We start from the raw sequence: 11,953 nt of genomic DNA, 5'->3' as shown, positions 1-11,953 counted from the left end.
CCATCAATGGACGACAATAAATTCCAACGCATAGGCGTAACCAGCAACACGCACGCCGGCAACGATTTCGAATCTGCCGCGCGGGCCTTCTTCGCAATGCAAGGTGTCGTTTTGACGAAGAACTTCGCGGTGCCGGTCGGTGTCGGCGAGACCAAGAAGTCTCACCGCTTTGACCTCGGAAGTGAAAACCTTGCGGTGCTGGTCGAGTGCAAATCGCACACATGGACCCAAGGCGGAAACATGCCAAGTGCAAAGATGACCGTATGGAACGAGGCGATGTACTATTTCCACGTCGCGCCCGCCTCGTATCGCAAGATATTTTTCGTCCTGAAACATTTCCGCAAGGAGCAAAGCCTTGCCGCCTATTACCTCAAAACGCATGGCCATCTCGTGCCGTCCGACATCGAGCTTTGGGAATATGACCTGGAATCCACCGCCGCCGAACGGCTGCGCTAGCCGCGTGCGCGCATCATGGCCCTCGCCGATCACGACCTGCAGCGGAACGCTGCCGAACGCGCCAATAATGCGGGGATGAGACACGCATGAGCATGCCGGTGCCAGACTGGGTCTCATTTGATGCCGCCAAGACGGTTGGTCTCGACTTGCTCGGTCTTCGCGCGCCCGTCCAGGCGCTCGGTAACGATCTGTTCGATGGCGTCACGACAGTCACGCCCAAGCTGCGATACATGTCCGTCATCGCGTGGATCATCTGGCGTTATGCCGAAGCGAGGCTCCCGGAAGATCGCTCATCGTTCTTCGCATTCGCTGCAGCTCAAGAGGCAGCTTTCGTCATGGCGAACCAAACGCTCGGCCTCAACGTCAATAATCTTGTGGGCGTCGGTGCCGCAAACACGGCTCTCGCCACCGAAGCAAAGATGCTGCCGCTAAAACGGCTTGTGCAAAACATCGCGTTGAACGCCTACATCGCTTCGAGCCGCCAGTTGAACCTTACGAAACAGGCCGATCATGGTCTCAACAAGCTCAGCGACAAGCGCGGTCTGATACTGGCTAAGGAATTCGACAAGGTGCTACAAGGCACCGCTTATGGCAAACGCCTGGCGAAAAAGCCCACGACCGACAAAATCACGCGCGAGGAGCTCAAAGAGCTGGCCGGGCCCATGTCGATCGTATCGATACCCAGCGGCGAACGCGACATCCTGATCGACACCCTCATGCCTCAAAAGCCTCTGAATCCTTCGGAATGGAGGCGTCTGCGGCATTACACGTTGGTGCTGTGGCTTACGCAGGCCAACGAGCGCCCGATCGAAGAGGCCGACATCTTCGAGACGGCGCAACGACCGCCTGCGGAACTGCCCGCTACCCTTGCCGCAACCACGGACGGGTTTCTTGGGTTTGTCGTCAGAGACTGTCTCGCAGTCTGCCACGAGCATGTCTTCGGGGCGGTCATGCGAGAGGTCGACAGTGTATTTGCAGATCGGGCTTCCGCAGCATTATCTAGCGAGGTCGTCGCATCCCTCGTCGCCAACGCCGCCGACAAGGACGAGGCGCTGCGTGAATTTCGCTTGCTCAAGCCGGGCGAGAGCGTCGATGGATTGTCTTTCCGCACCGTGTTCGATCGCGTTCGAAAGCGTTGCAGCAGAGGTCGTGTGGAATCCAGCGGCATAGCGCGGTGGACGGGAGGCCTCTCCGAGACCGAACTTTACGATTATGCCGCAACGTCCAGCGATGCGGCAGTAGCATTACTGCCCGTTGCATGGTGTGTCGCCTGCGAGCGGGTCAACACCGCAGGCGCTCCCGGCTTATCCCGAAAGGCGTCACTTGGCAGCATCGGGCCGCATCAGATCGGCATCGATGCCGTCATAAAACCGAAAGTCGCAGCCTTTCTCGAAGCCGATCGGAGTTATCGAGACGTGATGGCCGAATTGGTCTTGCGAACCGTACAGCAGCATCTTCGCGTGGCATGGAGCCGCTTCTCCGCACCGCGCGGAAAAGATGTTTCGGTTCTTATCGCCGACACCGAGAACTGGTCGCGCAACAACGCCTTCAGGGCAGGCCGAACGGGTTCACGCCTGCCCATGGCGATCGACTGGCTCGACCAGCTCAAGCTCACCTCGAATAACGGCTTGACCAAAGCCGGCAAGCGAATTCTCGACCGCTCTCTCAAGGCGCTGGAGAATTCATGATCAGCGCGCGCGAATTCTGCAAAGAGACGGGATACCCGGTCACGCTATTCCTGACCTATGCTTTCGATCCTTTGTTCTTCGAGCGCATTCCACTCGAAGATCTTGGCATCGGAGGAACGCGCCGCATCGTGATCTTGGGCGATGCCGCCGAAATCGGCGCAAGCATGGAGCGTTGTGCCGGGCAGATTTTTCATTTGGGACGCCGCTACACGCTCGCCGAGGCGAAACCGTCCAACCTCTTCCACCCAAAACTGATCGCCCGCCTTTCGCCGGAGCGTGGGAAAGTATGGATCGGTTCGGGCAACCTCACTTATACCGGCTGGGGTGGCAACCACGAGCTTGCCGTCGCATGGCCCATCGGACCGGGCTCGGAAGACAACGGTGCGTGGCTGTCCGATATTTTGCGCTCCGTTTCGACCGTGACACACTCGGAGTCCTTCCATACGCAAATCGGGATCATCCGTGCGGACATACCGTGGTTGAACAGAACTGCAAGTGAAACGGCTCCAGGACCTCTTCTTCTCGGTATGCCAGGCCGACCACTCGCCCCTCAACTGGCGCAGCGGTGGCAGGGACGCCGCTTCGATACGCTCAAGATGTACACAGGCTCGACCGATGTCGATGGCGCCTTCCTTCGCTTCGCGCACGACACATTCGGTATCAAAAAAGCGACGATCTGCCTCACACCCTCTTTTGCCTCTTTCGATGCGAAGCAGTTGACGAAACTCCCTTTGGAGGTTCGCTTCGTCGAACGCGATCCCAAACGCCGGGTGCATGCGAAGTTCTGCTGGCTTTCAGGACCCGACGGCAATGCCGCCGTCATGGGCTCGGCCAATTGTTCGGCGGCTGCCTGGCTGGCAAATCATGCCAACGGGAATGTCGAGCTCGTCACCGTCTATGACACGGCTGAAGAGAGTTCTTTCGCGCCGATCCTGGCCGACTTCGACGGCGAAGAACGCCTGCCAAAGGACGTTCTCAGCGCACCGGTTCAGCCGGAGGAATTGCCAAGCGCTTCAGACGAAAACTCGGCCTATCGTCTGACGAGTCTTCGGTTGAGGCCATCTGGCCGGGCCGTCGAAGCGATAGTCGAGCCCGTCCCGGATACGGAGTGCGCGACGCTCGTCTTCGAAGCGAAGCGAAAGACCCATCGGGTTACGATGACGCGATCAGGCAATCGCTACGTAGGACGGCTCTCGGAAGATATGTCGCTCGGTGCCGAGACCGTTTTCGCGACTTTAGAGATTCAGTCGGGTTTTGCCGTTATGGTAACGAAGCCGCGCTGGATCGACAACGAGCGCGCCATCGAAAATGCCGTGCAAAGTCGAAGCATGAATCCCAACCATGCGCCGTTCTCGGGCCGGGGTTTCGCGGGCGCGAGCGAGCAGCAGATCATCGAGGCAATCCATGCGATTTCCACGAGCCTCTTCAATTTCGAAGCGCCCGACCTTTCCGAGTTGACCCTTGAGCGAACTGGACCGGGTAAGAACGACGCTGATCCCGACGAGAAGGAAACGCCAGCAGGCCCAGTCGATCCATCGAAGCTGGTCTACAGCTTGAGCGACCAGGCGGCAAAAAACGGAGCACATTCGCCGGGCCCGGACGCCATGCATGGCGTCTCGCTGCGCGGCATTATGAGACTCTTATTTTCCTCTGACGATGAACCCGAGGTCGATCTTTCGCAAGAAAGATGGAGCGCGGTCGAACCGGAAGCCACCGAGCCAAACGGTTCCGCCGATGGCGCCGATACAGAACCGCCGCAGGAGGAGGAGGAACGGGACCAGAAGCAGTCATTTACCAGAACCGATGCTGAGGCCCTCGCAAGCCTGCGCAAACAGATCGAGCAGTTCCTGTTTGACCTGGCGAAGCCTCGTTTTGCCGAGGCATGCCCCGCAGAGACATTCGCCCAGGCTGTTGTCTTTCCAATTCTGCTCGCGATCAAAGGAAGCGAGGAAGGGTGGCTCCCTGATGATGTACTTGCAACAATCGCGTGCCAGGTGGTCGACACGATGTTTTCGAAAGCCTATGGCCGCGATAAGCCACGAGGCCTCTTGCGGCACGTTCAGGCTCGTTATGCGACTGAAGAAAAGAGGGCCGAATTGCTGAAGGCGATCGGTGATGGCGCCTTGTTCACCGTGTTGCTCGCTGCGCTCGCTAAACCCAAAGCCCAATCACTGGGAGCGCTGGTCCAGCAAGCCAACGCGATCGCGCAGGTGATGGAATGCGCAGACCTCGTCGCCGTAGCCCACCCCGATCAACGAACTTTGTTGGCGCAGAACGTCATCCTTCAAGGCGCTGCGTTCGCGATCGGCGTCCGAGCCCCCGCGCTTGCGAGCGCGATGGCAAAGCTCAACGCATCCATGAAGGCATGGAGCAGTCTTTATCCGGGGCGCGGTGGCCGAAGCACCATGCAAAAAGCCGGCTCAGTTCTTTGGATGTCCCCTGGATGGGAAGTGACACCTCGGTCTCCTGCCGAAACCTATTGTAGCGGCGTCAATCTCGACGGCGTGTCGTCCGACACCCCTGAGATAAACTCCGCCATAGCCGGTCTTCGCGCAGCCATGCAATTGCGGCCGGAGACGAAAATTCTGGTCACAAATCCCGTCGCTCATCACGACCCGCGCGCCGAAGAATCTACCGCGTAGAAGGCGCGGTCAGACCGCATCGAACTCGATTGCGCCGTTCTTCAGCCGTTTCGCCTGAAATACCGCGACGTGAGGATTGAGCGCTTTGGCGGTTGCGACAATCTCCTGCCTGTCGGCATCCGTCATTGCAGCACCGAGATAGAGCTCGGTGATCTCTTCGGGGTGAAAGGGCTGTGTCCGGTAATCCTCTTCGTCTTCACCGAGCGGAATCGCGAGGCGGTATTCCTTCTCGAATTTATAATCGTTTGTCTTGGCGTAGATGATACCGTGCAGCGCTGCCCGCGCCCGCTCGGCGTGATTGCCGAATAGTGTTTCCGCAGCATAGTCAGTGCTGCCTGCGAAGACCGGAGGCCGCGTCTCCTGGTACGTAACTTGGCGGAACATCAAGTATTTGGAGTCCTTCTCGACGCTCGGCGTAATACGCAAGGCGATGCCTTGGTCGGCCTGAGCATACTCTTTCCACATCCGATCAGAGGCCTTGTCGGTCGTCACGCAGAACACGCGATAGCTTTGCAAAAAATCGTTCGTCTCCTTCACGAAGGCGTCAGAGCGCGTCCTCCACGCCTCGACGCCGAAACCGCCTTTCCCCGGATCTTTTTTCAACTCAGCGGCCACAATCGGAGCGAGCTCGGGCTTCTCACGAAAATTCTTCTGCAGGGTGATCACTGCCTGTCGGAGGCGCGGCGCACAGGTCGGTGGCGCGTAGAGGTTTTCCCTTATCGCGTCGACAAATCCGTCAGGCATCGCCGCCAAAGCGATCTCCAGCGTTTCCGGAAACAAACCCTCCGATGTCATGTCCGTTTTATCCCGGAATTCTGACGGCCTCGCGAAGCGGAAGCACTTATTGCCAAGCGTTAGCTTAGCTCCATTTACATCCAGGTACTTGTAGAGCGGTGGCAGCGCCATCGGTTTACCTCGTCAGCGAGAGGAGCAATCCGAGGGCAACTCTTCCATTTTTCATGCACGACCGGAAGTCGCGCGGCTCGACAAATTCGCCGGTCCATGCGCCGAGACGGGCCTTCGAAGCCTAGACCTGTGCTGGCCTGTACCGACCTTTCGAGTAATAGACGTAATCGATGGCTAGACCCCGTCGCACAAGCCAGTCGCCGAGGTCGATGTTCTCCGCTGTGCACACTGCCACTGTCCTTCGGTTCTGGTCGGTCCCGCGGCTCGCGCGCGAGACTGATTTTCCTTCGAAATGTTCAGACAGCGCGTTTGCTACCGTTTGACCGCAGCGAGAGTTCTTTCCGCCACTATCGACACATAGCGCTCTCAGGCGCATCGATCCCGAACAGTCGTATCCGGTTGCCTTGGATTTCGATCGTATCGCCGTCGATCACCGACGCCCGACCCGCGAGGCCGTCTGTCCATGCGACGGTCGCAAGTAACGTCGACAAGCAAGGGAGCTGCTGATGCCGTTGCCGCATTAGCCAGTGGTTTACAGGGCCGACCTCGAAACAACGAACAGGCGGCGGCGCTGCGGCGCCCAAGAGTCGCTTGCGGCCCCCGCGCGCGCTCCGCCCATCAGGCAGCGTTTTCCGGGTCGCGCGCACCCGCGCATCACCATCATCATCAATATCTGCTCTGGTCCGTTTCATGAAACGTCTCGCCGGCGTTACGTAACGGCTTCTGTAACCATTACGTGCCGTTTCATGTCGGGCGTTTCGGCCGCGGCCGGTGTAACGGTTTCAGCCGCGGGTCGCAGCGCGGCACACCCTACTCAAGTGATGAAAAGGCCTGAAAGACCAACTTCGCGATATCCGTCCTTAGCTCGCATAATGCGCCTTCCGGTCCGGGCCAGATTCCGCGGGCGATTTCGAACATGGCGCGGCCGCGAGACAATATCGCCTCTTTATCCCAACGGTCGAGCTGCATGAGTTCGCGATCTGTGCGGCAGACTTCCTATGCCTTCTCGCACTGCCAAGTCGAAGCGCGGGGACGCGGACTACAACGTAACGATCGCTTCCGCAGCGCGCCCTTGGAACACGACTACTCTCAAAATAGCTAGTCGTCTAAGTCTCGCTGCGGATTCTAAACACAACTATTGATCGCAATAAAGTGGCTAGCTTCGAGGGTTCGTTGTCGGGCACCAAATTCAACTTGCGATCGCCCCAAAAGAGACAGCGAGCAAAGCGGAAAACACAAAAGAGGAAAGCAGAGAAAGATGCGGTCGCGCCTACCTTCTTCAATATAGATCGGACCTTCATACCATGTTATTCACAGCGAAAAAGGGGACGACCATGCCGGGGAAGCGATGTCCGTGGTGCGGTGAGCTGACGTTTGCTCGTGCGCGCTACAAGAACAAAGACAGAGCCTACAGCAAGTGCAGCAATTGTGACGGCATTGGCTGGGTGAAGAGGCCGGCCGGCACCGGCGGCGGTTCCGGCAAAAAGTGCTATCAGTGCGGCAAACGCACTTTGCATACCATTCGCAGAGGCTCTGCGCTCACGCTGATCTACTGCACGACGGCGACATGCACATCAGTGATGGCGTTCAAGGGCCGTCCCGGCTCGCGGTGAAAGAGCCTATCTAGACGCAGGCCCCTTGTTCTGGGTCGTGCAACGTTCAGTCACTGCACTAAACCTGGGACTCTGCTAGCTACTAGATGAAAGAACGGGCTCAGCTCCCGCGACGCGTGTTCGGCTTTTTCCTATATAGGCATTCACCGGATCTCAGCTGACGCTGTCGTTGGAAATCGCGACCGACGCAGCTTCCAGGTCACCGAGCGTTCGGCCTTCATTCTTCCATGATCCGGGGCCGCTCCGATTCCCGCCCGCGACCACGGATGCGGCTTGGGACGAACTGTCGGCCGGAAAATCACGCGCGAACACGAGGCGGTCAGCCTCAACCTTGAGGGTGCCATTCTGTATTAGCTTCTCACGGAGACGTTCATAACCTGCATTTCCAGCCTTAAACTCACGCGCAGCTGTCGAGCCTGCCATGACTAAAAATCCTTCGTCAGTGATTCTACCCTTCGCGTCGAAGGCAGGCCCGGTGAACCGAAACTCGCGGCCCGCCAAGATCGGCTCAGCCGTCGACTTTGTTGCATTCGGCGACGCGACAGGTAGCACGTCGATCGGCTCCAGGATCAGATGACCGAGAACGCCCAAGATCAAACGGATGTCTGGGATGATCTCCTCCATTGCAGCCTTGTCCGCCCGCGAAAGAACCGGCACTTCCTGTCCCTTTCCGTTCTCCAACACGTAACGGCCCGCTCGATCGGCCACGTCTATCAGCCTTGCCTCGAGATATTTCGGATGCATGTTTTCGTCCTTATTAACGAAAATCACGACCTCATTCCAAAAGTCCTTCTCCCGAAGGTGAGTTGAGATTCTATCGATAACTCGCTGAGCCTCACCCACGTAGGCCTTGAGACTACCATCCTCCGACTTCCCGAAAAGGAAGTAGACGCCTGCACGCTTTGCCTCTTCCCAATCCTTGAGCTCGGCAAGCCGCAGCCTCGAAACGGATAGCGCGTGGATGGTTCGATTAAGAATCTCGCACTGGCGAATACCCAGCGCCGACCCATCAGCCATAAAGAGCCTTACAGTGCGTCCTGACATATTCCCTCAAAAGCTTGCGATTTACAGCCGCCAGTTCACTGAATTGAGGCGCACAGCCAGCACCCTCCTCCTGACGGCGCGGCACACAGCATGCCTCCAAGCACAACCAACTACCATCTAAGGCCGCGCTCACTTCGTCCAGCCTAGTTTCCGAACGGTGCTTGACGCCGAAATTCAGAAACTCTTTCAAGGCCGCCATTGCAAAACTTGGCGATACGCGCGCAATTCACGGAAGCATGTTGCCGTCAGCCATCCTTCTCCGAACTATCGCCGAAGAACGCGTTTAGAGGAACAAGTGCTAAGCCTCTCGCCTCCGCAACGACTGGTGCAGCCGGATCTTGCAGCCTCGCCAGTCCGGTTTGACGCCGATCGCCACGAAAAGATATTCTTACCGATCAAGCAGACTTCTGAGGCCTGCTCAACCCCAATCAGCAGCAATTGTCTCAGCCTGACGGACGACCAAGTCGACGGCAGCTTTTTGCAGGTCAGGCGGATAGCCGTATCGAGCAAGAAGCTTTCGGACCTCGATGCGCATCTTGGCTCGGACGCCCTCCTTGTGGGTCCAGTCGATGGTTGCCGAGTTTCGGATTGTTTGGACCAGCAGCTGCGCAAGGGTGCGCAGCGTCTCATGGGCCATCAATTCCCGCGCTGACCCGTTCTCCGCGAGAGCCTCGTAAAAGGCTACTTCTTCTTTTGATAATCCCAGCTCCGCCGCCCGCGCCGACTCGGCGCGAATTTCATGCGCCAACGCAATCAGCTCCTCGATGACCTGCACACTATCGACGGCACGATTATGGTACTTGCGCAGTGTCTCGTCCAACCGCTCGCTCAGCTTCTGGGATTGTACGATATTCGAGCGGGCATACGCCTTGATCTCATCTGCAAGCAGGCGGCGCAGAGTCTCGACTGCGAGATTTTTCTGTTTGGTGCCGCGCACCTCGGAAAGGAACTCGTCGGAGAAGATGGACAGGTCGGGTTGGTCCAGCCCGGCGGACTTGAACACATCAAGAATACCATCTGCCATCACTGCTTTCGAGAGCAGTTGGCGGATGTCTCGCTCCACTGTAGCGCGGCTCCGCCCTGTACCCGTCGTGTATTTCGCCAAGTTCGCGCGTAGCGCGGCAACCATCGCAATCTCGTGCGCGCGCCCTTTAACCCGTTCATCGCCTGCGCTGATCGCATACGCGATCTCTAGTTTGAGCCCAGTCTCGATGAAAGCGTCACGCTTGCCTGTGGCCAGCAGGTGCTCGAGGCACTGTTTTAAGATCGTCAGCCGAGCGGCCGGTGGCGCGACGAAAAAGCCCCTCCAAGGGACACTGCCCAAAAGCGCCAGCGCACTTTCGAGGAGCGTCAACGTCTGACGCGCCGCTTCGTCGGCGTCCATTCGCACTTGGTCACGGTCGCCTTGGGTATACTCCTCCAAAGCCGCCTTGAGCTCAGCTCCGATCCCCAGATAGTCGACGACCAACCCACCGGGCTTATCACCCCAGACTCTGTTGACACGCGCGATTGCCTGCATGAGACCGTGGCCACGCATGGGCTTGTCAATATAGAGCGTATGGAGCGACGGCGCATCGAACCCGGTCAGCCACATGTCACGCACGATCACCAGATCGAAGCCCGATGAAGGATCCTTGAACCGAGTCGCGAGCGCCTCAAGCCGGGACTTGGTGCGCAGGTGAGGCTGCAAAAGCTGGGGATCGTCGGCTCGGTTGCCCGTGATCACCACCTTCAGCAATCCAGCCTTATCGTCGCCTGTGTCGGCTGAGACCCAGTCCGGTCTGAGCTCGGCGATTTCATCGTAGAGCATCACGGCGACGCGCCGGCTGACGGTGACGATCATGCCCTTACCGCCCGCCATCGCTTCGCGGCGCGCGTCGAAGTGGCTCACGACATCCGCGGCTATCTGCTTGATCCGATCCCGGGAGCCGACCACTTCCTCGAAGCGCGCGAGCTTACCTTTGATCCTCTCGACGGCAGCATCGTCTCCCTCCGACAGTTCCTCGGCGAGAATGTCGAGCTGAGCGCGTTCGGCTTCGTCAAGGGCGAGGTGGAGACGGGCGAGGCGCGCGGTATAATGGATGGGGACCGTAGCATGATCGTGCACCGCACGGGTCATGTCGTAGGTGTCGATCACCTCGCCAAAAGTCCCATAGGTGTCGCGGTCCCTCTCCTCGATGGGCGTACCGGTGAATCCGATGACTGTGGCGTGAGGCAATGCCTGCCGCAGGTAATTGGCGAAGCCCACCGCCTCTCGGATACCGCCCTCGCGTTCCACGTAGCGCTTCTTGAAGCCATATTGTGTGCGATGCGCCTCATCGGCAATGACGATCACGTTGCTGCGATCGGTGAGCAGCGGATGGGCGCCATCCTCGCCCCGGAAGCGCTGAATGGTCGTAAAAACAAGACCACCGATGTCAACCGCGAGCAGCTCCCGCATCTCTTCCGCCGTTTCGGCCTGCCGAGGAAGACCGCGGAGGGCTGTGCGGTGATCGGCGAAAGTACCGAAGAGCTGGTCGTCGAGGTCATTGCGATCGGTCACCAAAACGATTGTGGGGTTTTTCAGTGCCTTGGCGAGCTGGAGCTGACGCACGAAAAAGAGCATGGTCAGCGACTTGCCCGATCCTTGCGTATGCCACACCACGCCGCCCTTGCGGCTGCCGGATTGCGAAGCCGCCAGCGTCGAGATCAGCGCCTTCCTGACCGCATGAAACTGGTGGTATGCTGCAAGTTTCTTGGACTTGACGGTGCCGTCCTTGATCTCGAAGGCAACGAAATCGATGATCAAGTCCATGAATCGCTCGGGCGCGAATACGCCGCGGATCAGCACCTCCAATTCGGAACGCCCGGTGTCATCGAAATCCGCGCCATCAATGGTGCGCCACGGTGCGAACCGGTCCAACTTTGCCGTAAGCGAACCGATGCGCGCGTTACTCCCATCGCTGATCACGAGCACCTGATTGGTACGCATCAGCTCCGGCGCTCGCGACTTGTAGGTTGTAAGCTGGTTGTGCGCCTTCTCCAGCGTGGCCGTCGCGTCCGACGGGCTCTTCAGCTCCAGCACCGCGATCGGCAGCCCATTGACGAAAGCGGTCACGTCCGCGCGCACGGTTCCCCTGTCGCTCTTCACGATGAACTGGTTAGCAACCAATAGGCGGTTCGCGTGAGGCCGTTCCTGATCGATGATCCTAATGCCGACAGTGCGCGTGGTTCCTTTCTCGTTGACCTCGACCGGTACGCCGCTGACGAGGAAGGGATGGAAGAGTCGGTTATTCTCGATCAGGTCCTGACTCTGCGACGCCTTGATCTTGATCACGGCGGAGTCGACCATATCTGAAGTAGCCTCGGGGTTAAGCAAGGCGATAGCGCTGCGCAACTCTGGCTCGAGGATTGCCTCACGGTAGTCGGCACGAGCTCCCATCGGGCCGTCTGGTGCAAGGTGATCCCCCGGCAGGCTCTTCCAGCCGATCAGCTCGAACCACGACAGCGCTGCCAGCTCAACTGCCTGTTCTGCCAGCTCCATGCGAGGGGTGTCGGAGGGCGTGGCGTAGGTCTCGCTCATGCTACCTCCCAATGATTTAACACCAAACGGACGCGATCGCGC

The 11,953-nt window shown here is 58.6% G+C and carries 7 protein-coding genes; 3 read left to right on the top strand and 4 right to left on the bottom strand.

All coding sequences use genetic code 11. The features are described 5' to 3' along the window. Positions 1–6: 6 nt before the first annotated feature. From QX071_RS07825 to QX071_RS07815, 3 genes are all read left to right on the top strand, one after another. A complete protein-coding gene (locus QX071_RS07825) occupies positions 7–456 on the top strand; it encodes a hypothetical protein (protein ID WP_316171525.1) in 450 nt (149 codons plus the stop codon). An 86-nt stretch (positions 457–542) separates the two neighbouring features. Continuing rightward, positions 543–2,144: a hypothetical protein gene (locus tag QX071_RS07820; RefSeq protein ID WP_316171523.1), complete on the top strand. Its 1,602-nt coding sequence runs from the start codon at positions 543–545 to the stop codon at positions 2,142–2,144. Beyond that, entirely contained in the window at positions 2,141–4,786 is a 2,646-nt protein-coding gene (locus tag QX071_RS07815) for a phospholipase D family protein (RefSeq protein WP_316171521.1), read from the top strand. The genes QX071_RS07820 and QX071_RS07815 overlap by 4 nt, the downstream gene beginning before the upstream one ends. Positions 4,787–4,795: 9 nt before the next feature. On the opposite strand, the gene QX071_RS07810 is transcribed toward QX071_RS07815, so the two are convergent. The 4 genes from QX071_RS07810 to QX071_RS07795 all read right to left on the bottom strand — a co-directional run bounded on the left by QX071_RS07810 (position 4,796) and on the right by QX071_RS07795 (position 11,911). After that, complete coding sequence (locus tag QX071_RS07810) at positions 4,796–5,692, bottom strand: DUF2971 domain-containing protein (protein ID WP_316171519.1); 897 nt, start codon at positions 5,690–5,692, stop codon at positions 4,796–4,798. Between the two features lie 121 nt (positions 5,693–5,813). Beyond that, a complete protein-coding gene (locus tag QX071_RS07805) occupies positions 5,814–6,068 on the bottom strand; it encodes a thermonuclease family protein (protein ID WP_316171517.1) in 255 nt (84 codons plus the stop codon). Positions 6,069–7,458: 1,390 nt separating this feature from the next. Beyond that, positions 7,459–8,349 carry a GIY-YIG nuclease family protein gene (locus QX071_RS07800; RefSeq protein ID WP_316171515.1) on the bottom strand — a complete coding sequence of 297 codons (891 nt, stop codon included), beginning with the start codon at positions 8,347–8,349 and terminating at the stop codon, positions 7,459–7,461. A gap of 418 nt (positions 8,350–8,767) precedes the next feature. Then, positions 8,768–11,911, bottom strand: a complete 3,144-nt coding sequence (locus QX071_RS07795) for a type I restriction endonuclease subunit R (RefSeq protein ID WP_316171513.1) — start codon at positions 11,909–11,911, stop codon at positions 8,768–8,770. Between the last annotated feature and the right edge of the window lie 42 nt (positions 11,912–11,953).

This window comes from Bradyrhizobium sp. SZCCHNS1022, from assembly GCF_032484835.1.
GTDB lineage: Bacteria > Pseudomonadota > Alphaproteobacteria > Rhizobiales > Xanthobacteraceae > Bradyrhizobium.
Note: the sequence above shows the minus strand (reverse complement) of the source record. Positions and strands in the feature narration are given on the sequence as shown.

Excerpts from the sequence above, each read along its gene's own strand:
- QX071_RS07825 (WP_316171525.1), top strand. The coding sequence starts at position 7 with ATGGACGACAATAAATTCCAACGCATAGGCGTAACCAGCAACACGCAC.
- QX071_RS07820 (WP_316171523.1), top strand. The coding sequence starts at position 543 with ATGAGCATGCCGGTGCCAGACTGGGTCTCATTTGATGCCGCCAAGACG.
- QX071_RS07815 (WP_316171521.1), top strand. The coding sequence starts at position 2,141 with ATGATCAGCGCGCGCGAATTCTGCAAAGAGACGGGATACCCGGTCACG.
- QX071_RS07810 (WP_316171519.1), bottom strand. The coding sequence starts at position 5,692 with ATGGCGCTGCCACCGCTCTACAAGTACCTGGATGTAAATGGAGCTAAG.
- QX071_RS07805 (WP_316171517.1), bottom strand. The coding sequence starts at position 6,068 with ATGCGCCTGAGAGCGCTATGTGTCGATAGTGGCGGAAAGAACTCTCGC.
- QX071_RS07800 (WP_316171515.1), bottom strand. The coding sequence starts at position 8,349 with ATGTCAGGACGCACTGTAAGGCTCTTTATGGCTGATGGGTCGGCGCTG.
- QX071_RS07795 (WP_316171513.1), bottom strand. The coding sequence starts at position 11,911 with ATGAGCGAGACCTACGCCACGCCCTCCGACACCCCTCGCATGGAGCTG.